The sequence below is a fragment of the Acidovorax sp. 35-64-16 genome, assembly GCF_002281195.1.
GTDB lineage: Bacteria > Pseudomonadota > Gammaproteobacteria > Burkholderiales > Burkholderiaceae_C > Acidovorax > Acidovorax defluvii.
This window is the reverse complement of the sequence record NZ_NCFM01000010.1, coordinates 34559-54758: the sequence shown is the minus strand read 5'-3', so window position 1 is coordinate 54758 and position 20200 is coordinate 34559. Positions and strand designations below refer to the sequence as shown.

Annotated in this window: 13 protein-coding genes, 1 pseudogene and 1 riboswitch; of the genes and pseudogenes, 10 read left to right on the top strand and 4 right to left on the bottom strand. The window is 65.4% G+C overall.

Translation table 11 applies throughout. The features are described 5' to 3' along the window. Positions 1 to 48 precede the first annotated feature (48 nt). The 6 genes from murG (at position 49) to ftsZ (ending at position 7095) form a co-directional block, all read left to right on the top strand. On the top strand, positions 49 to 1113 hold the full coding sequence (gene murG, locus B7Y64_RS09140) for an undecaprenyldiphospho-muramoylpentapeptide beta-N-acetylglucosaminyltransferase (RefSeq protein WP_291324554.1): 1065 nt from the start codon (positions 49 to 51) through the stop codon (positions 1111 to 1113). Further along, positions 1110 to 2543 carry a UDP-N-acetylmuramate--L-alanine ligase gene (murC, locus tag B7Y64_RS09135; RefSeq protein WP_291328700.1) on the top strand — a complete coding sequence of 478 codons (1434 nt, stop codon included), beginning with the start codon at positions 1110 to 1112 and terminating at the stop codon, positions 2541 to 2543. The genes murG and murC overlap by 4 nt, the downstream gene beginning before the upstream one ends. Continuing rightward, positions 2540 to 3553, top strand: a complete 1014-nt coding sequence (locus B7Y64_RS09130; protein WP_291326619.1) for a D-alanine--D-alanine ligase — start codon at positions 2540 to 2542, stop codon at positions 3551 to 3553. The genes murC and B7Y64_RS09130 overlap by 4 nt, the downstream gene beginning before the upstream one ends. Next, a complete protein-coding gene (locus B7Y64_RS09125; protein ID WP_291326617.1) occupies positions 3550 to 4338 on the top strand; it encodes a cell division protein FtsQ/DivIB in 789 nt (262 codons plus the stop codon). Before B7Y64_RS09130 ends, B7Y64_RS09125 begins: the two co-directional genes overlap by 4 nt. A 50-nt stretch (positions 4339 to 4388) precedes the next feature. After that, complete coding sequence (gene ftsA / locus B7Y64_RS09120) at positions 4389 to 5618, top strand: cell division protein FtsA (protein WP_024812943.1); 1230 nt, start codon at positions 4389 to 4391, stop codon at positions 5616 to 5618. 235 nt (positions 5619 to 5853) lie between these two features. Then, positions 5854 to 7095, top strand: coding sequence for a cell division protein FtsZ (ftsZ, locus tag B7Y64_RS09115; protein ID WP_024812942.1), 1242 nt, complete (start codon positions 5854 to 5856; stop codon positions 7093 to 7095). 153 nt (positions 7096 to 7248) lie between these two features. On the opposite strand, the pseudogene B7Y64_RS09110 reads toward ftsZ, so the two are convergent. Then, a pseudogene (locus tag B7Y64_RS09110) lies at positions 7249 to 9032 on the bottom strand (methyl-accepting chemotaxis protein). A 232-nt stretch (positions 9033 to 9264) separates the two neighbouring features. On the opposite strand from B7Y64_RS09110, the gene lpxC reads away from it, so the two are divergent. From lpxC to thiC, 3 genes are all read left to right on the top strand, one after another. After that, the gene (lpxC, locus tag B7Y64_RS09105) at positions 9265 to 10188 is read left to right on the top strand and encodes a UDP-3-O-acyl-N-acetylglucosamine deacetylase (RefSeq protein ID WP_291326726.1); all 924 of its coding nucleotides are present in this window, start codon (positions 9265 to 9267) and stop codon (positions 10186 to 10188) included. Between the two features lie 7 nt (positions 10189 to 10195). Further along, on the top strand, positions 10196 to 10372 hold the full coding sequence (locus tag B7Y64_RS09100) for a hypothetical protein (protein WP_201740999.1): 177 nt from the start codon (positions 10196 to 10198) through the stop codon (positions 10370 to 10372). A 47-nt stretch (positions 10373 to 10419) separates the two neighbouring features. Next, a riboswitch (TPP riboswitch) is annotated at positions 10420 to 10541 on the top strand. A 111-nt stretch (positions 10542 to 10652) separates the two neighbouring features. After that, positions 10653 to 12578, top strand: coding sequence for a phosphomethylpyrimidine synthase ThiC (thiC, locus tag B7Y64_RS09095; RefSeq protein ID WP_291328697.1), 1926 nt, complete (start codon positions 10653 to 10655; stop codon positions 12576 to 12578). Positions 12579 to 12716: 138 nt separating this feature from the next. On the opposite strand, the gene B7Y64_RS09090 is transcribed toward thiC, so the two are convergent. Further along, positions 12717 to 14363 (bottom strand): methyl-accepting chemotaxis protein, encoded by a 1647-nt coding sequence (locus B7Y64_RS09090; protein ID WP_291328695.1) that lies wholly within the window; start codon positions 14361 to 14363, stop codon positions 12717 to 12719. Positions 14364 to 14684: 321 nt separating this feature from the next. Between B7Y64_RS09090 and B7Y64_RS09085 the strand changes: the two genes are divergently transcribed. Then, positions 14685 to 16349, top strand: coding sequence for a methyl-accepting chemotaxis protein (locus B7Y64_RS09085; protein WP_291324471.1), 1665 nt, complete (start codon positions 14685 to 14687; stop codon positions 16347 to 16349). A 203-nt stretch (positions 16350 to 16552) separates the two neighbouring features. Here B7Y64_RS09085 and B7Y64_RS09080 read toward each other — a convergent pair whose 3' ends face one another. Continuing rightward, positions 16553 to 17941, bottom strand: a complete 1389-nt coding sequence (locus B7Y64_RS09080; protein WP_024812936.1) for an ATPase, T2SS/T4P/T4SS family — start codon at positions 17939 to 17941, stop codon at positions 16553 to 16555. 11 nt (positions 17942 to 17952) lie between these two features. Beyond that, positions 17953 to 20196 (bottom strand): type II secretion system secretin GspD, encoded by a 2244-nt coding sequence (gene gspD / locus B7Y64_RS09075; RefSeq protein WP_291324470.1) that lies wholly within the window; start codon positions 20194 to 20196, stop codon positions 17953 to 17955. Positions 20197 to 20200 lie beyond the last annotated feature (4 nt).

The following is a 20200-nucleotide window of genomic DNA, read 5'->3' as shown; positions in this document are numbered from 1 at the left end:
TGCGCATGCAATGCAAGGCGCGCAGCGCCTCATGAGAGGGGGGCGTGTATGAGCCAGAAAACGGCACTCATCATGGCTGGCGGCACCGGCGGCCATATCTTCCCGGGCCTTGCCGTCGCTGAGGAGCTGCGCGCACGCGGCTGGCGCGTGCACTGGCTGGGTGCACCGGGCAGCATGGAGTCGCGCATCGTTCCGCAGCACGGCTTTCCGCTCGAACTCATTGATTTTTCCGGTGTGCGTGGCAAGGGCCTGGCCACGCTGGCGTTGCTGCCGCTGCGCCTGCTGCGCGCCTTCTGGCAGGCCTTGCAGGTGGTGCGCCGTGTGAAACCCGACGTGGTGGTGGGCCTGGGCGGCTACATCACCTTTCCGGGCGGAATGATGGGCGTGCTGTGCGGCAAGCCCCTGGTGCTGCATGAGCAGAACTCGGTGGCCGGCATGGCCAACAAGGTGCTCGCCGGTGTGGCCGACCGGGTGTTCACCGCGTTTCCAGGGGTGCTGAAGAAGGCCCAATGGGTAGGCAACCCGCTGCGCGCGGCGTTCACGCGCCAGGCAGCGCCGTCCGAGCGTTTTGTCGGGCGCACGGGCCCCCTGCGCCTGCTGGTGGTGGGCGGCAGCCTGGGCGCGCAGGCGCTCAACGACATCGTGCCCCGGGCTCTGGCGCTGATCCCTGCGGAAAACCGGCCAGTGGTCACGCACCAGAGCGGCGCCACGCAGATCGACACCCTGCGCGCCAACTACCAGGCTGCCGGTGTGCAGGCAGAGCTCACCCCGTTCATCGACGACACGGCCAGCGCGTTTGCTGCGGCCGACATCATCGTGTGCCGCGCCGGCGCCAGCACCGTGACCGAGATTGCCGCCGTGGGTGCTGCCGCCATCTTTGTGCCGTTCCCCTTTGCAGTGGATGACCACCAGACCACCAACGCCCGCTTTCTGGTGAGCGCGGGCGGCGGCTGGCTGGTGCAGCAAAGCGACCTGACCCCCGAAGGGTTGGCGAAGATGCTATTGAATTCAGAGCGAACAGTGCTCGTCGATATTGCCGAGAAGGCCAAAAACATGCAAAAAATCAATGCCACCCGCGAAGTGGTGGCGGCGTGCGAGGAGTTGTCTGCATGAAGCACGCTGTTCGCCATATTCATTTCGTCGGTGTGGGCGGCGCCGGCATGAGCGGCATCGCCGAGGTGCTGTTCAACCTGGGCTACCAGATCTCGGGTTCGGACCTGAGTGACAGCGCCACGCTGCGCCGCCTCGCGGGCTTGGGCATCAAGACCTGCCTGGGTCACGCGGCAGCGCACATTGAGGGGGCTGATGCGGTGGTCACCTCCACCGCCGTCACGGCCGACAACCCCGAGGTGCTGGCCGCGCGCGACAAGAAGATTCCCGTGGTGCCACGCGCCCTCATGCTGGCCGAGCTGATGCGCCTCAAGCAGGGCATCGCCATTGCCGGCACGCACGGCAAGACCACCACCACCAGCCTCGTGACCAGTGTGCTGGCCGAGGCAGGACTCGACCCCACCTTTGTGATTGGCGGGCGCCTGAACAGCGCGGGCGCCAATGCCAAGTTGGGCAGCGGCGACTACATCGTGGTCGAGGCCGACGAGTCCGATGCCTCGTTTCTGAATTTGCTGCCCGTGATGGCTGTGGTCACCAACATCGATGCCGACCACATGGAAACCTACGGGCATGACTTTGGTCGCCTCAAGGGGGCCTTCATCGATTTTCTGCACCGCATGCCGTTTTATGGCACTGCCATCCTGTGCGTCGATAGCCCGGCGGTGCGCGACATTCTGCAAAGCGTGACCTGCCCCATCACGAGCTACGGCTTTTCGGAAGACGCCCAGGTGCGCGCCATCAACGTGCAGGCCGAGGCGGGGCAAATGCGCTTTACGGTGCAGCGACGCAACGGCGTCACGCTGCCTGATATGGAGGTGGTGCTCAACCTGGCGGGCGAGCACAACGTGCTCAACGCCCTGTCGGCCATCGCGGTGGCCGTGGAGCTGAACATTCCGGACGAAGCCGTGCAGCGCGCGCTGGCCGGTTTCAAGGGCGTGGGCCGGCGCTTTCAGCGCTATGGCGAACTGCCCGCCAAGGACGGTGGCCAGTTCACGCTGATCGACGACTACGGCCACCACCCCGTCGAAATGGCCGCCACGCTGGCAGCGGCCCGCGGGGCTTTCCCTGGGCGTCGCCTGGTGCTGGCGTTCCAGCCGCACCGCTACAGCCGCACGCGCGACTGCTTTGAAGATTTTGTGAAGGTCATCGGCAGTGCCGACGCCGTGCTGCTCACCGAGGTGTATGCCGCTGGCGAAGCGCCCGTGGTGGCCGCAGACGGCCGCTCGCTGGCGCGTGCGCTGCGCGTGGCCGGCCGGGTAGAGCCCTTGTTCGTTGACGCCGTGGCCGACCTGCCCCAGTCCATTGCAGACAACGCAAAAGATGGCGACGTGGTGATGTGCATGGGTGCGGGTTCGATTGGTGCCGTGCCCGGAAAGGTGGTTGATTTGCTACAAAATAATGAGCTGTTGCCGCAAGCAGGGAGGTCGCAATGAACACATTTGGCTCAAATATTGACGCCCGCACGTTGGGCAAGGTGGCAGTGCTGATGGGCGGTGCATCGGCCGAGCGCGATGTGTCCCTGATGTCCGGCCGCGGCGTGCTGCAGGCGCTGCGCTCGCGCGGTGTGGATGCTTACGCGTTCGACCCGGCACAGAGCGAACTGGGCGAACTCCAGCGCGGCGGTTACGCCCGCTGCTTCATTGCCCTGCACGGGCGCCACGGTGAAGACGGCACGGTGCAAGGCGCGCTGGAGTTGCTCGGAATTCCGTACACCGGCTCGGGTGTGATGGCGTCCAGCATGTCGATGGACAAGATCATGACCAAGCGCATCTGGCGCGCCGAGGGCTTGCCCACGCCCGACTGGCGTCTTGTGGCCAGCGGCGATGAAACGGCTATGGCCCTGCAGGCGCTGGGCGCGCCCATGATCGTCAAGCCCGCGCGCGAGGGCTCGACCATCGGGCTGACCAAGGTGTCCTCGCCCGAGCAGTGCGAGCAGGCCTATGCACTGGCATCGAAATACGACCCCGAGGTGCTGTGCGAACAGTTCATCGAGGGCGATGAAACCACCTGCCCCATCCTGGGCGAAGGCGCCAGCGCCCATGCGCTGCCGGTGATCCGCATCGTGGCGCCGCAAGGCAATTACGACTACGAACACAAGTATTTCACCGACGACACCCAATACCACTGCCCAAGCGGCCTGCCCGAGGCGGAAGAACGCGAGATCCAGCGCCTGGTGGTGCAGGCCTTCCGTTCGCTGGGCTGTCGGGGCTGGGCGCGGGCCGACATCATGATCCGCGCCAGTGACCGCAAGCCCTTCCTGCTGGAAATCAACACCTCGCCGGGCATGACCGGTCATTCGCTGGTTCCGATGTCGGCACGGGCTCTGGGCATCAGCTACGAAGACCTGTGCGTGGGCGTGCTCGCCACCGCCACGCTGGACACGCCGCCCGGTGCCACGCTGAGCCCGGCACAGAGCCAGCCCCAGGAGGCCACCACGCCATGAACCAGTCGCTGCCCGCACCGCTGGACGTCAAGCTCATGAACCTGACCGCTTCGGTCTTGTTCCTGTGCTGCGTGCTGCTTTTGCTGGCAGCGGGGGGGCGCTGGGTGTTGCGTTATCCCGGTTTTTCTGTGGCGCGCATCGTGGTTCAGGGTGAGCTGGTGCACAACAACGCAGTTACCTTGCGCGCCAATGTGGCGCCGCAGCTGGCGGGCAACTTCTTCACCATCGATCTGCGGGCCGCGCGCGCGGCGTTCGAGCAGGCGCCCTGGGTGCGCAAGGCCCTGGTGCGGCGCGAATTTCCGGGTGGTCTGCGGGTGGAACTGCAGGAACACGATGCTGTTGCCTTCTGGGGGGGCGAAACCGGTTCGGCACTGGTCAACAGCCAGGGCGAGGTTTTCGAGGCCAATGTGGGCGATGTGGAGCAAGAAGGCTTGCCCCGCCTCACGGGTCCCCAGGGTAGTTCGGCCGAGGTGCTGCAGATGCACGGCGTACTGCAGCCACTGTTTGAGCCGCTGGGCATGGCTGTGGATGCGCTGGAACTCACCGGGCGCGGCGGCTGGCGCGCCACGCTCGACACCGGCGCAGCGCTGGAGCTGGGAGGCGGCACGCAACAAGAAGTGGTGCAACGCACGCAGCGCTTCATCAGCACACTGACGGGGGTGGCGGCGCAATACCAGCGCCGTGCGGACGCACTGGAGTCGGCAGACCTGCGGCATGCCGGAGGCTATGCGCTGCGGTTGCGTGGCGTGACGACAGTCACCGCGGAAGCGGCTGCGAAGAAATAGCCGCGTGCAGCAGATGCGACAGGACAGAACAATGAAGGGCAGACACTGATATGGCAAGAGAATACAAAGACGTCGTGGTGGGGCTGGACATCGGCACGGCCAAGGTCATGGCCGTGGTGGCCGAGGTGTTGCCCAATGGCGAGCTCAAACTCGCAGGCCTGGGCGTGGCCCCGAGCAATGGCTTGAAGCGTGGCGTGGTGGTGAACATCGACGCCACCGTCCAGAGCATCCAGCAGGCGCTCAAAGAAGCCGAGCTGATGGCCGACTGCAAGATCCAGCGCGTCTACACGGGCATCACGGGCAGCCATATCCGGGGCCTCAACTCCAGCGGCATGGTGGCCGTGAAGGACAAGGAAGTCACCGCCGCCGACGTGGCGCGCGTGGTCGAGACGGCCAAGGCGATCAACATCTCCAGTGACCAGCGCCTGTTGCTGGTGGAGCCGCAGGAATTTGTGATCGACGGGCAGGACGTGAAAGAGCCCATCGGCATGAGTGGCATCCGTCTGGAGGCCAAGATCCATATCGTGACCGGTGCGCAGAGCGCGGCCGAGAACATCATCAAGTGCGTGCGCCGCTGCGGCCTCGAAGTCGAGCAGCTCATGCTCAACCCACTGGCCAGCAGCCAGGCCGTGCTGACCGATGACGAGCGCGAGCTGGGCGTGGTGCTGGTGGATATCGGCGCGGGCACGACCGACGTGGCCATCTTCACCGGCGGTGCCATCCGCCACACGGCGGTGATCCCGATTGCGGGCGACCTCATCACCAGCGACATTGCCATGGCACTGCGCACGCCCACCAAGGACGCCGAAGACATCAAGGTCGAAAGCGGCTACGCCAAGCAATTGCTGGCCGACCCCGAGGCCCAGGTGGAAGTGCCCGGCCTGGGCGACCGCAGCCCGCGCATGCTCAGCAAGCAGGCGCTGGCTGGCGTGATCGAGCCCCGGGTCGAAGAAATTTTCTCGCTCGTGCAGCAGGTGGTGCGCGAGTCGGGCTACGAAGAGGTGCTGTCATCGGGCATCGTGCTCACCGGCGGCAGCTCGGTCATGCCCGGAATGATCGAACTGGGCGAGGACATCTTTTTGAAACCCGTGCGCCGCGGCATTCCCAAGTATTCCAGCGCCCTGTCGGACATGGTCGCCCAGCCCCGTGCCTCCACTGTCATGGGCTTGCTCGAAGAAGCGCGCCTGGCACGTCTTCGCGGGTTCAAGGTGGCGCAAAAGAGCGGGTCGATGAAGACCGCGTTCGGGCGCTTCAAGGATTTCATCGTGGGGAACTTCTGACCATGAAATACCCAGGCATGAGCGCCGCCGGGCCGCCCCAAGGCGCGAAGGCCCCCTTGCGGGGCAGCGCAGCAGACGCAGTTGCAAGCGTGGGGGCGATCTGGCTAGCAAGAGGGAGTCCCCATCGCATACCGCGCGGGCGATGGCGATGTATCGGACCGCCCTATGTCCCGCGAAACAGACCCCCTTTCCCCATTTGGCAATTGAATACGTATTTAGAAACAGGAGCTCCAACATGACCATCGAAATGATCGAAGCCGAAGAATTCAACCAGGGCACCCAGATCAAGGTGATCGGTGTGGGCGGCGGCGGCAGCAATGCTGTCGAGCACATGATTGCGCGCAGCGTGCAGGGCGTGGAGTTTGTCAGCGCCAACACCGACGCGCAGGCGCTTACCCGCAGCTCCGCCCACCGCACCATCCAGCTGGGCCAAAGCGGCCTGGGTGCCGGCAGCAAGCCCGACAAGGGCCGCGAAGCCGCCGAAGCCGCCGTGGATGACATCCGCGCCGCCATCTCGGGCGCGCACATGCTGTTCATCACCGCCGGCATGGGTGGCGGCACGGGCACCGGCGCCGCACCGGTGATTGCGCGTGTGGCCAAGGAAATGGGCATTCTCACCGTGGGCGTGGTCACCAAGCCCTTCGACTGGGAGGGTGGCCGCCGCATGAGCAATGCCGACAACGGTCTGGCCGAGCTCGAAGCCAATGTCGATTCGCTGATCGTGGTGCTCAACGAAAAGCTGCTCGAAGTGCTGGGCGATGACATCACTCAGGACGAAGCCTTTGCCCACGCCAACGACGTGCTGAAAAACGCCGTAGGCGGCATTGCCGAAATCATCAACGAATACGGCCATGTGAACGTCGACTTCGAAGACGTGCGCACCGTGATGGGCGAGCCTGGCAAGGCCATGATGGGCACGGCCACCGCCAGCGGCCCCGACCGCGCCCGCATTGCCGCCGAGCAGGCCGTGGCCTGCCCGCTGCTCGAAGGCATCGACCTGTCGGGCGCCAAGGGCGTGCTGGTGCTGGTCACCGCCGCCAAGGGCAGCCTCAAGCTGTCCGAATCGCGCCTGGCCATGAGCACCATCAACGCCTACGCCTCGCCCGACGCGCATGTCATCTACGGCGCTGCCTACGACGACAGCCTGGGTGAAGAGATCCGCGTGACCGTGGTGGCCACGGGCCTGTCGCGCCCCAATGCGCGCCGCCAGCCCATCTCGGTGGTGCAGGGCGGCCTGCGCACGGGCACGGACAACATGGCCTACCAGATGCCCATGACCACCAGCGGCGTGATGGGCGGAGCCGTCGGCGTGGCAGGGGGCATGGGCGTCGGTTCCCAGGCCGACTACGGCGGCATGTCGGTGCCCAGCGTCTGGCGCACCAACCGCACGCAGGCAGCAGCCCGCGTCGATGCACTGTCGTCGGGCGGCATGGACGATCTGGAAATTCCGGCTTTCCTGCGCAAGCAGGCCGACTGATCGGCGTTCTCTTGCGTCCCCTCGGTTGCCCAGTGGCGACTAGGGGGCGAAGAAAAGAAGCCCTGCCAGCGTGAGCTGGCAGGGCTTCTTTGCATGGAGCGCAGGTTTACCGTGCGCGGACTTGCTTCGATGAGGCTACGCAGCGCTCCCGGTTCAGAAGGACTCCCAATCGTCGTTGTCACCTGCCGCTGGTTTTGGGCTGCTGGACTTCGGCGGCAGCGCTGCCACCGGAGCCTTGGCGGTTGGGGCGGGGCGAGGGGATGCGGGCTTAACCAATGGTGGGGGCGCTTTGCCCGCGCGTAGCGGGGCTGGGGCAGGGCGAAGTGCGGCTGGGGGTGCAGGCCGTCTTGCCGGTGCGGGCGCCGAGGCATTGCTGCCGTTCACCCGGAACAACGCGACCACCTGGGTGAGTTTCATGGCTTGCTCGCGCAGGCTGTCTGCGGCGGCGGTGGATTGTTCCACCAGGGCCGAATTCTGCTGCGTCATCTGGTCGAGCTGGTTCATGGCGGTGTTGACCTGCGCGATGCCCTGGCTCTGTTCTGAGGTGGCAGATCGGATCTCGCCGATGATGTCAGTCACGCGCTGAACGCTCTCAACGATCTCGGTCATGGTGGCGCCTGCATTGCCCACCAGCTGCGTGCCCGATTCCACCTTTTCAACCGACGCGCCAATCAAGGCCTTGATCTCCTTGGCGGCTTCTGCACTGCGTTGTGCCAGGCTGCGCACCTCGCTGGCCACCACGGCAAAGCCCCGGCCCTGCTCGCCCGCACGGGCGGCTTCGACAGCGGCATTCAAGGCCAGAATATTGGTCTGGAAGGCGATGCCATCGATCACACCGATGATGTCGCTGATCTTGTTGCTGCTGGCGTTGATGTCCTGCATGGTGGCGACCACACGCGACACCACTTCCCCGCCACGCGCTGCTACCGTGGCCGCCGAAGTGGCCATCTGGTTGGCGGTCTGGGCAGAGTCTGAGGTCTGCCGGACGGTGCTGGTCAGCTCTTCCATGCTGCTCGCAGTGCTCTGCAGGTTGCTGGCAGTGTCTTCGGTGCGGTGGGCCAGGTCGTTGTTGCCCTGGGCAATCTCGCTGGACGCCGTGGCGATGCTTTCGGTGGCCGAGCGCACTTCGGTCACGAGCTGGCGCAGCGAGACAACCATGCGGCCCAGGCCGTCGAGCAGGGAGCCTGCTGGAGCGTCAGGGATGGGGGTGTCCAGATTTCCCTGGGCCACCTCTGACATCACCGCGATGCGTCGGTGGGTTCGCCACCGATCTGGCGCAGCACCGAGCGCGTGACCAGCAACCCCACGCCACCCACGACCAGCATCACGACGAGCACGATCGCCAGGTTGGACAGCAGGGTTTTGCGAACGAGCTGGTCGATGTCGTCCGTATACAGACCGGAGCCGACCATCCAGTTCCAGCCGTCCACACGGATCACCTACTGGAGCTTGGGCACCAGCGACTGCGAGCCGGGCCGCGCGAACATGGTGGGCACAAATACGCGGCCGTTGGAACTGGCGTTGAGCGCGGTTGATATCTGTTTGAGAATGTCCGTGCCGGCGCCGTCCTTCACTTTGCCAGCCATGTCCTGGCCTTCCCATTCAGGCTTGATAGGGTGCATCACGCCTTTGGAATCCAGCGTCCAGATATAAAAGTACTCGGTTTTGCCTTCAGGTCCACCAAAGCGGGACACACGCAAGGCGTCCTTGGCCGCCTTTTGGGCTTCTTCTACCGGCATCGCCCCGCTTGCGGCCTTGGCCTGGTACGAGGCCACGATGCTGTGGGCCGATTGCACCGCTGTGGTCAGCAGCTCACGCCGCGACTCGATGATCTGTGACCGCTGTTGCAGCAATGAACTGACCGCCATAAACAGCAGTGCTACCAATGCTGTGGCCAGCATCAGCAGGATCTTGCCTCTGAAACTGAGTTTGCTCATGAAATCTCCCGGGATGAAAAAAAAGGCTGTTCTTGGGACCCAAAGCAAAGGAACGGCCCGGGTCGTGGGCCATGCGGATCCTTTGGGGCTTGCCCTGTAACCGATTGTGTGATTGTCCTCCATGCCGGTTGTGAGGGAAAACGAGTGCATTCCACTCAGAGTGGACCCCGCCCAGCGCAGCGCAGCGCCGAGCGCGGCAGCACAAAATCCTTGCGGCAACTAAAATCGCAGGATGCTCAAGCAACGCACCCTCAAAACCCTGACCCGCGCCGTGGGGGTAGGTTTGCACAGCGGCCAGCGGGTCGAGTTGACCCTGCGGCCGGCCCAGCCCGACACGGGCATCGTGTTTCGCCGCGTGGATTTGCCCCAGCCGGTGGACATCCCCATTTCTGCGTCCGCCGTTACCGACACCCGCCTGGCATCGACCATCGGCACCGGCAACGCCAAGGTGCACACCGTCGAGCACCTCATGTCGGCCTGCGCCGGCCTGGGTATCGACAACATGTACGTGGACATCACCGCAGAAGAAGTCCCCATCCTGGATGGTTCATCGGCATCGTTTGTTTTTCTGCTGCAAAGCGCAGGCATTGAATTGCAGAACGCACCCCGCCGCTTCATCCGCGTGACCCGGCCGGTCGAGGTGCGAGAGGGCGAGGGCGCCCATGCCAAATGGGCGCGTCTGACGCCCTACCATGGCTACAAGCTCAGTTTCGAGATTGATTTCGACCACCCGGCGGTGGATTCCACGGGCCAGCGGGTCGAGTTTGACCTGGGGGCCGGCAACTACAGCCGCGACATCGCCCGTGCGCGCACCTTTGGCTTCACGCGCGATGTGGAAATGATGCGCGCAAGCGGCCTGGCGCTGGGCGGCGGGCTCGACAACGCCATCGTGATGGACGACTACAAGGTGCTCAACAGCGACGGGCTGCGCTATGACGATGAATTCGTCAAGCACAAGATCCTGGACGCCATGGGCGACCTGTACCTGGTTGGCAAGCCTTTGCTGGCCGCCTACAGCGCCTTCCGTTCAGGCCATGCCATGAACAACCTGCTGCTGCGCGAGCTGCTGGCCCAGCGCGACGCCTGGGAAGAGGTGACGTTCGAGGACGACCGCCAGGCACCCAGCGGTTTCCTGCAACCCGTGCGAGCCTGGTAACAGACCCATGCTGCTGTTTCGCTGGCTGGCCATGGCACTGCTGCTGACTGCGGCGGTTTCCTTCGCGTTTTATGCGGGCACCGGCCAGGCACGCTACAAGCGCTTTGGCCTGGTGGTGCTGAAATGGACCATCATCGCGGCGGTTTTCTTCTTTGCCGTGATGTTCATCGGGCGCCTGGCCTGAGCCCGAAAGTTGGGTCGCGGCAGCGCAAGCAGTGCTGGCCTATACTCGCGCCTGCTCCGGGGTGTGCTGATGCACTGAGATGCGGGAGGGCGTGAAACACACGCCCCTCTGCGAACCCGACGAACTTGATCCGGTTCATACCGGCGGAAGAAGAGCCGACCTCCATGCGCCCGTGCCTGCCTACCCGGCATGCACGCCATGCCCCAGGTGCCCCGCGCACTTGCGGGGGAGCAGGTCCATTCCGGAGCAACCCCGCCACCGGAACCAGGAGACCTGCCCCATGAACGCCCCCGACCGACATGCCGAATTGGCCCAGCTGGCCACCCCCGAGAAGTTTGCCGAACTGCTGGCGCGGACGCGCGAGCCCTTCCCCGCATCCCGCAAGGCCTACCTCCCCGGCCATCTGCACACCGATTTGCGCGTGCCGGTGCGCGACATCGCACTCACCAATGGCGAGGTGGTCAGCGTGTACGACACCTCCGGCCCGTACACCGACCCCGAGGCTGCGATCGATGTGCGCCAGGGCCTGGCCAGCGTGCGCGGCGGCTGGATCACCGGCCGTGGTGATGTGGAGCACTACGAGGGCCGTGCCCCGGTGGCGCTGGACGACGGGCAAAAAAGCGAAGACGCCACGCGCCTGGCCCAGCTGCGCGCCGAGGCTGCCGCCCTGCAGCGCAAGCCGTTGCGCGCCAAGAGTGGTGCCAACCACACCGGTAACGTGACGCAGATGCACTACGCGCGCAAAGGCATCATCACCCCCGAAATGGAATACGTGGCCATCCGTGAAAACGGCAAGCGCGAGTGGATGGCGCAGTACATGCAGGATGCAGGCCGCGAGCAGCGCCTGATGGGCAACCCCATGGGCGCCAGCATCCCGCGCATCATCACGCCCGAATTCGTGCGCGACGAAGTGGCCCGGGGCCGCGCCATCATCCCGGCCAACATCAACCACCCCGAGGTGGAGCCGATGGCGATTGGCCGCAACTTCCTCGTCAAGATCAACGCCAACATCGGCAACTCGGCCGTCACGTCGAGCATCGACGAAGAGGTGGAAAAGCTGGTCTGGGCGATCCGCTGGGGCGCCGACAACGTGATGGACCTCTCGACCGGCAAAAACATCCACACCACACGCGACTGGATCGTGCGCAACTCGCCCGTGCCCATTGGCACGGTGCCGATCTACCAGGCGCTGGAAAAGGTGGGCGGCATCGCCGAAGACCTGACCTGGGAAATCTTCCGCGACACCTTGGTCGAGCAGGCCGAGCAGGGCGTGGACTACTTCACCATCCACGCCGGGGTGCGCCTGGCCTACATCCACCTCACGGCGCAGCGCCGCACGGGCATCGTCTCGCGCGGCGGCTCCATCATGGCCAAGTGGTGCATGGCGCACCACCGCGAGAGCTTTCTGTACGAGCACTTCGAGGATATCTGCGACATCATGAAGGCGTACGACGTGTCGTTCAGCCTGGGCGACGGCCTGCGCCCCGGCTGCGCATCGGATGCTAATGACGAAGCGCAGTTTGCCGAGCTGCACACGCTGGGCGAGCTGACCCAGGTAGCCTGGAAGCACGACGTGCAGACCATGATCGAAGGCCCGGGCCACGTGCCCATGCACATGATCCAGGCCAACATGACCGAGCAGCTCAAGACCTGCCACGAAGCGCCGTTCTACACCCTGGGCCCGCTGACCATCGACATCGCGCCGGGCTACGACCACATTGCGTCCGCCATCGGCGCGGCCATGATCGGCTGGATGGGCACGGCCATGCTGTGCTACGTGACGCCCAAGGAGCACCTGGGCCTGCCCGACCGCGACGACGTCAAGCAGGGGATCATTGCGTACAAGATTGCCGCGCATGCGGCCGACGTGGCCAAGGGCCACCCCGGTGCCCGCGCGCGTGACGATGCGCTGAGTCAGGCGCGTTTTGATTTTCGCTGGCAGGACCAGTTCAACCTGGGTCTGGACCCTGAGACAGCGCAGGCCTTCCACGACGAAACCTTGCCCAAGGATGCCTCCAAGGTGGCGCACTTTTGCTCGATGTGCGGCCCCAAGTTCTGCTCGATGAAGATCACGCAGGAAGTGCGCGACTTTGCCGCGCAAAAGGGCGTAGCCGAGGCCGAAGCGCTGGCGGCGGGCATGGAGACCAAGGCTGAAGAGTTTCAGCGCGGCGGCGGCAGCCTGTACGTGCCGATCAAGCCTGTCTGATTGATTACTATTAAAAACGTAGCTGCTAGCGCTTGCTGCATAAGCGCTAGCGGCAATTTTCACCTATTTTTCTAGCGGATTCACCCAATTTTCAGCCCTCACCAGCCATCTACAACGGGGCGGCCGCAACCCCGTTGTTTAGCCATTCGCCAGCAGTGCCTGTTGCCGGTGTGCGTGGGCAATCTGGCCGATGGGCGGCAGGGCTGTTTCGGCGCCCTGGCCAGGCAGCACAAACCGGCTGATCAGGGTGGAAAGCTCGTGGGCCTGGCTGCGCAGGCCGGCCGATGCGGCCATTGACTGCTCTACCAGCGCCGAGTTGGCTTGGGTCATCTGGTCCAGCCGCGCTACTGCGGTGTTGATCTGGCCAATGTCGCGGTTCTGGTCCTGCGTGGCGGAGGTGATCTCGCCCATCATGCGTTCGGCGTTCTGGATGGAGCCCACGATGCGCTGCATGGTAGTGCCCGCTACGCCCGCCAGGCTGGTGCCCTCTTTCACCTGATCGACCGATTCATTGATCAGCGCCTTGATTTCCCGCGCCGCGGCGGCCGACCGGGTGGCCAGGTTGCGCACCTCGGCAGCCACCACCGCAAAGCCCCGGCCCTGGTCGCCCGCATGGGCCGCCTCCACGGCGGCATTGAGAGCCAAAATGTTGGTCTGGAACGCAATGGAGTCGATCACGCCGATGATGGCGGCGATCTTGCCGGCCGACGCATGGATGCCTTGCATGGTGCGCTCTACCTGGGCCACCACGCTGCCGCCCTCGTGCGCCACCGTCGTGGCCGTGGCCACGATCTGCTGCGCGTCGTGCGCCGCTTGCGCCGACTGCATTACCCGGATGGTGATCTGCTCCAGCGCCGCCGCGGTCTGCTGCAGGCTGGCAGAGGTTTCCTCGGTGCGGCTGGAGAGGTCGGTGTTGCCATTGGCGATTTCCGATGCGGCGGAGCTCACGTTCTGTGCCGACCCGCGCACCTGCACCACCAGGGTGCGCAGCGCCTGCTGCATCACTGCCAGCGAGTTGAGCATGCGGCCCGCTTCGTCTTTTTCATGGCCGGCAATGTCGTGGCGCAGGTCCAGGGCCGCCACGCGGTCGGCCGTGACGCTGGCCAATGCGATCGGGCGTGTGATGCTGCGTACCAGCCACAGCGCCAGCACGCTGCCCACCACCAGGGCCAGTGCCCCAAAGGCCAGCAGCGCAGTGCGGGCCACGGCGCCCAAGCGTTCCACCTCGCGTGCGCCGGCATCCATCGCGTTGCGCTGCGACTGGGTCAGCGTGCCCAGTGCGGACAGCAGTGCACCGGAAGAGGGCAGGAACCGCTCTGCATATACCTTGCGGATGCGCTCGGTAAAGTTGGATTCGCTGGCCGCCATCAGCTCGGCGCGGGCTTTCTGAAAATCCTTTCCTGCGGCCTGGATGCCCTCCAGCAGTGCGCGGTCTTCGGCAGCCTGCAGTCCCTTGTCCAGCTCGGCGATCAGCCCGTCGTAGCGCTGCTGGGTGGCGGCGATGTCGGCGCCCAGAATTTCATTCACTTCGGGCTCCGAGCTCAGGGCGATGGCCTTGAAACGTTCGGAGTTGATGGCCTGATAACGGTAGGCGTCGGCAACCAGGCGTTCGGTGGCAACGCCCTGGCTCACCATGGTTTCGGTGGATTGCTGGATCTGGCGAAGCGACCAGATGCCAATGACCGAGCCCAGCAGGGTCAACGTGAGCACCACGCAGAACGTGGTCAGCAGCCGCTTGCCCAGGGTTCCCCGGGATGGTGTGGTGGTGTGCAGGGGGGCAGACATGGTGTTCCTGGGTTCTTCGATGAGTCCGGGGCTATGCCGGGGTGCGCAAAGGGCGGCTGGTGTCGGCCCTGTGGATGCCGCTGCCTGGGCGGCGGTGCGACCCATTGTCTGCCCCAAATGTGACAAAGTGTTTTCAAATCCATGCCACAAAAATGTGCCGCGGCAGCACGGCGGCTGAGGCAAAAACGCCGGTAAATACCCTGTGCGCCAGAGGAGGATGTGGCATTTATAGTCCCCGAGCGCCGGCCCAGAAGGCTGGCTGATGGTGTGGCATCAAAGTTGCTTCGCCAGGGTACTTGTCAAAATTTGTAAGGATGAGCCATGAACGCTCTGGGCCGACTTTCCATTCGTGCGCGCCTGTACTTCGGCACGATCTTTTCGCTGGTGTTGCTGGTGATCATTGGTGCGATGGGTTTCATTGCGCTGGACCGCACCCGCGGCACGCTGGAGGTGCTGTTTTCGCAGCGGGTGCAGACGCTGACCGACATGTCCGATCTGCGCACCGCGCTGGGCGACCTGCGCCGTGCCGAGAAAGACATCATCATCAACTTCAACAACACCGTGGAAGTGGCGGCGCTGCGCGAAAGCTGGGGCAAGACGCTGGCGGCCCTGCGCAAGAGCCTGGCCGATGTGCGCCAGGTGCAGGCGGGCGACGCGGCCTTTGTGGCCGCTATCGACAAATCGCTCGACGAGATCAAGCAATACGAAGCCGGCATTGTTCCGATCTTCGATCAGATCGAGCGCGCCCAGATCGACGGTGCCGGCGGTGGCGCCTATGCCGACCGGCTGAAAACACACATGGAAGCCACCGACCAGCTGTTCTCTCGCCTGGCCACTTCGGCCCGCGAGCAGATGCAGGAGGCGCGCCAAGGCGTGGACACCCTTGCCGCCACCATGTCCGGCCTGATTGGCGTGGCCCTGGTGTTGGCCCTGGCGGTGCTGATTCCGCTCACCACCCTGAGCGTGCGCTCGATCACCCGTTCATTGGCCCAGGCCCGCGATCTGGCCGAGCGCATTGCCGGGGGTGACCTGTCGCGCGACACGCAGGCACTCAACCACGACGAAGTGGGCCAGCTGGTGACGGCCATGGGCCGCATGCAGCAATCCTTGCGCGGCCTGGTGCGCCAGGTGCAGGATGCGGCGGGCAACATTTCTACCGCCAGTTCAGAAATCGCCACGGGCAACCACGACCTCAGCCAGCGCACTGAGCAGACCGCCGCCAACCTCGAAGAAGCGGCATCGTCGATGGAGATGCTCACCAGCACGGTGCAGCAAAGCGCGCAGGCATCGCGCCAGGCCAGTGACTTTGCCTCGTCGGCCGCCGAAGTGGCAGCACGCGGCGGTGCCGTGGTTTCGCAGGTGGTGAGCACCATGGACCAGATCACCACCAGTTCGCGCAAGATTGCCGACATCACGGGCGTGATCGACTCCATTGCGTTCCAGACCAACATCCTGGCGCTCAATGCCGCCGTGGAAGCCGCACGCGCCGGTGAGCAGGGCCGGGGCTTTGCCGTGGTGGCCAGCGAAGTGCGCAGCCTGGCCCAGCGCAGCGCCGGGGCGGCCAAAGAGATCAAGGAGCTGATTGGTTCATCGGTCGAGCGCGTGGAAGATGGCTCGCGCTTCGTGAGCCAGGCAGGCCAGACCATGACCGAAATCGTGGGCAGCGTGCGCCGCGTGTCCGGCATCATTCACGAAATCACCGCCTCGGCCGCCGAGCAAAGCGACAACATCGGCCACATCAGCCAGTCGGTCACGCAGCTTGATCAGATGACCCAGCAAAACGCCGCGCTGGTGGAGCAGTCCACGGCGGCATCGGAATCGCTGCGCGAGCAGGCCCTGCAACTCACGCGCGCCGTCAGCCAGTTCAAGCTGCACGATGGCGCTGCCGCGAGTGCGCAGCCAGGCGGCCTGCCCGCCGCTGCTGCGGCCCGCGGCCGCCAGCCCGCCAGGGCGCGGCAGGCGCAAGTGGCGCTGCAGATTCAATAGTGGTGTTTTTGGCTGCTAGCGCTTATGCAGAAAGCGCTAGAAGCTATTAAATATATAGCATTCAATCTCGGGGCTTCGAGCTGCGGTACATGGTGCAACGGCGCCAGCAACCGGATCGCCCCAGGCCGGTGCCACCGAGAAACCGGTTTTGCTGGGCCACGGGTGGCGTCCCCTTTGGGGAAGCGGCGAAGCCACTCAGGCGGTCAGTCCCTTGTTACCCGCACCACCTCTTCGCGGCTGGTGATGCCGGCGGCAATCAGGCGCTCGCCGTCGTCGCGCATCAGCGCCATGCCGTTGGCCAGGGCGGCGGCGCGGATGTCGGCCTCGGAGGCCTGGTTGTGGATCTGGGCGCGGATGGCGTCGGTGGTCACCAGCAGCTCGAACACGCCCGTGCGGCCTGCGTAGCCGGTCTGGCCACAGGCGTCGCAACCCTTGCCCGCACACTGCGTGCAGATCTTGCGCACCAGGCGCTGCGCCAGCACGCCCAGCAGGGACGAGGACAGCAGAAACGGCTCCACGCCCATGTCGGTCAGGCGCGTGACGGCACTCGCGGCGTCGTTGGTGTGCAGCGTGGCCAGTACCAGGTGGCCCGTCAGCGAGGCCTGGATGGCGATCTGCGCGGTCTCGAAGTCGCGGATTTCGCCAATCATGATGATGTCCGGGTCCTGGCGCAGGATGGCGCGCAGGGCCTTGGCAAAGGTCAGGTCGATCTTGCTGTTGACCTGCGTCTGGCCCACGCCGGGCAGCTCGTATTCGATGGGGTCTTCTACCGTCATGATGTTGTTGCGCGTGGCGTCCAGCCGCGACAGCGCCGCATACAGCGTGGTGGTTTTGCCCGAACCCGTGGGGCCCGTGACGAGCACGATGCCGTGCGGCTGGGCGATCAGGTCTGTAAAGCGGTGCAGGGTGTCGCCCTGCATGCCCACGGCCTCCAGGCTGATCTTGCTTTCGCTCTTGTCCAAGAGGCGCAGCACGGCGCGTTCGCCGTGCGCGCTGGGCAGGGTGGACACGCGCACGTCGATGGCGCGGGTGCCCAGGCGCAGGCTGATGCGGCCGTCCTGCGGCAGGCGCTTTTCGGAGATATCGAGGTCGGCCATGATCTTCAGGCGCGAGATCAGGGCGGCGTGCAGCGCGCGGTTGGGTTGCACCACCTCGCGCAGGCTGCCGTCCACGCGAAAACGCACGCTGCTGTGGCGCTCGTAGGGCTCGATATGGATGTCACTGGCGCCGTCGCGCGCGGCCTGCGTGAGCAGGGCGTTGAGCATGCGGATGATGGGCGCGTCGTCGGCCGTTTCCAGCAGGTCTTCCACGGCGGGCAGCTCTTGCATCATGCGCGAGAGATCGGCGTCGCTTTCCACCTCGCTCACCACGGTGGCGGCGCTCGATTCGCCCTGCGCATAGGCCGCGCTGATGCGCTGGGCCATGCCATGGGCATCAAGCGGCAGCAACTGCTGCACGGGGTGCTTGCGCAGCACTTCCGACAGCGCGCTGGCGTTGGGCTGGGGGCCGTGCCACAGCACCAGCTGCTGGCCGTCGTCCTCCAGCAGCAACTGGGCGGTGCGCGCAAAGGCGTAGGGCAGGGGGTGGCGCATGGCGGGGCTGCTCAGGGCGTTGTGATGGGCGTGCTGATGGGCGCGGGGGCGTAAACCGGTGTGGGCAGAGCGGTTTCGGGGCGCAGCGCGGGCAACACCGGGGCGCCCGAGACAGAGCCCATCACGGCGCTGGGGGCGGGCTGCGCAACCTGCTGCAGCGCGCGGATGGCGTCGTAGCGGTCAAGCATCAGCGCGTCGCTGGCGGCGGCATCGCGCACCACCACGGGGCGCAAGAACACCATCAGGTTGGTCTTCTTGCGTGAGCGGTTCTCGCTGCGAAACAGATTGCCCAGCACGGGGATGTCGCCCATCAGCGGCACCTTGTCCTCGGCCTGCTGGTAGCTATCTTCCAGCAGACCGCCCAGCACGATGATGCTGCCGTCTTCAACGAGCACGTTCGATTCGATGGAGCGCTTGCTGGTGGTGGGGCCGTTCACGTCCTTGAGGGTGTTGCCGTCGATCTTCGAGACTTCCTGGTAAATCGCCAGCTTGACGGTGCCGTTCTCGTTGATCTGCGGGCGCACACGCAGCATCAGGCCCACGTCCTTGCGCTCTACCGTGGTGAAGGGGTTCACGGTGTTGTTGCCCGTGGTGTTGGCATACGAGCCCGTGACAAAGGGCACGTTGTTGCCGATGACGATCTTGGCCTCTTCGTTGTCCAGCGTCATCAGGTTGGGGGTGGAGAGCACGTTGGCATCGCCACTGTTTTGCAGAAAATTGGCCAGCGCGCCCAGGTAATACTGACCGTTGACGCGCGGCGCCAGCGCAATGTTCAGGCCCCCGCCGAGCGAGGTCAGCGCCGAGGTGCTGCCCGAGGCAATGCCTGCGGCCAGGCTCAGGATGTTGCCGCCCGACACCGCCGAGTTGGTGCCGATGGCGCCCACCACGCCATCGCCTTTGCTGCCCAGCACGCTTTGCCACTGGATGCCGAACTCGGCCAACTTGCTGGCCGTGACTTCGACGATCAGGCTTTCCACCAGCACCTGCGCGCGGCGGCCGTCGAGCTTGTCGATCACGGCACGCAGCTGCCGGTATTGGGGCTCGGGCGCGGTGATGATGAGCGAGTTGGTGGTGGGGTCGGCCTGGATCTGCCCGCCGGTCGAGGGCTGGTTGCTGTTGGCGCTGCTGGAGCCGCCGCCCGCGCCCATGCCCAGGCCTCCGCTGCCGCCCAGCCCGGCGCTGTTGCTGGAGTTGCTGGCCGATGCCGTGCTGGACGACGCCGCAGAGGTCGCGAGCCCGCCAGAGCCGGAAGTGCCCGCTGCGGCGGCGCCGCTGCCGCCTCCTGTGGCCGACATGGCCGCGCGCAGCGTGGTCGCCAGCTTGGTGGCATCGGCGTTCTTGAGGTACACCACATGGATGTTGCCGCTGGCCGCGCTGCTGCCGGGCACGGGCGGCTGGTCGAGCTTGTCCACCAGCGCGCGCACTTGGGCCACGCGGGCGGGGTTGGCGGCGCGCAGGATCAGGGCGTTGCTGCGCGGCTCGGCAATCAGCGTGGTCTTGAACGAGGTGTCGCTCTGTCCCTGGGCCGCCGCCGGGGCGGCTGCGCTGCCACCGTCAATCAGCCGCGCCACCAGCGGGGCCAGGTCGGCGGCCACGGCGTTCTTGAGCGGGATTACCTCGACATCGCTGGCATTGGAGACATCCATGGCCGCCACGATGCGCGCCAGGCGCTGCAGGTTGTCGGCATAGTCGGTGATCACCAGCGAGTTGTTGCCGGGGTTCACGTTGATGGTGTTGTTGGGGCTGATCAGCGGGCGCAGCACCGGCACCAGGTTGGCCGCGTTTTCGTAGTTGAGCTTGAAGATCTGCGTGACGATCTGCCCGCCGCCGGGACCGGGGGCGCCGCCGCGCGACACGCTCACGCTGCCGCCCTGCAGCTTGGCGTCGGCCTCGGGCACCACCTTGTACAGGCCGGCGGACTCGACCACCGTGAAGCCCTGCAGACGCAGCGCCGCCAGAAACTGCTGGAAGGCGGCCGCTGGCGTCACGGCGCGTTCGGTGATCAGGGTGAGCTGGCCTTTGACGCGCGGGTCCACCACCACGTTGCGGCCGGTGATGGTGGCCATGGTGCGGGCCACGGCTTCGATCTCGGCGTTGGCGAAGTTGAGCGTGACGGGCTCGCCCGGGCGCACGCTGCTGGTGCCGGTTCCGATGGCCGTTTGTGCATGAATTTGCCCGCTAGCGCTTGCCAGTAAAGCGCAAGCAGCTATCGTATTCAGAGCAAATCGCAGTTGGGGCGAAAGATTGGAAGTCATAGGA

Coding starts and splice junctions, on each gene's coding strand:
- B7Y64_RS09090 (WP_291328695.1), bottom strand. CDS start 14,363: ATGTCTGCCCCCCTGCACACCACCACACCATCCCGGGGAACCCTGGGC.
- thiC (WP_291328697.1), top strand. CDS start 10,653: ATGAACGCCCCCGACCGACATGCCGAATTGGCCCAGCTGGCCACCCCC.
- B7Y64_RS09100 (WP_201740999.1), top strand. CDS start 10,196: ATGCTGCTGTTTCGCTGGCTGGCCATGGCACTGCTGCTGACTGCGGCG.
- murC (WP_291328700.1), top strand. CDS start 1,110: ATGAAGCACGCTGTTCGCCATATTCATTTCGTCGGTGTGGGCGGCGCC.
- B7Y64_RS09125 (WP_291326617.1), top strand. CDS start 3,550: ATGAACCAGTCGCTGCCCGCACCGCTGGACGTCAAGCTCATGAACCTG.
- gspD (WP_291324470.1), bottom strand. CDS start 20,196: ATGACTTCCAATCTTTCGCCCCAACTGCGATTTGCTCTGAATACGATA.
- B7Y64_RS09130 (WP_291326619.1), top strand. CDS start 2,540: ATGAACACATTTGGCTCAAATATTGACGCCCGCACGTTGGGCAAGGTG.
- murG (WP_291324554.1), top strand. CDS start 49: ATGAGCCAGAAAACGGCACTCATCATGGCTGGCGGCACCGGCGGCCAT.
- lpxC (WP_291326726.1), top strand. CDS start 9,265: ATGCTCAAGCAACGCACCCTCAAAACCCTGACCCGCGCCGTGGGGGTA.
- B7Y64_RS09080 (WP_024812936.1), bottom strand. CDS start 17,941: ATGCGCCACCCCCTGCCCTACGCCTTTGCGCGCACCGCCCAGTTGCTG.
- ftsZ (WP_024812942.1), top strand. CDS start 5,854: ATGACCATCGAAATGATCGAAGCCGAAGAATTCAACCAGGGCACCCAG.
- B7Y64_RS09085 (WP_291324471.1), top strand. CDS start 14,685: ATGAACGCTCTGGGCCGACTTTCCATTCGTGCGCGCCTGTACTTCGGC.
- ftsA (WP_024812943.1), top strand. CDS start 4,389: ATGGCAAGAGAATACAAAGACGTCGTGGTGGGGCTGGACATCGGCACG.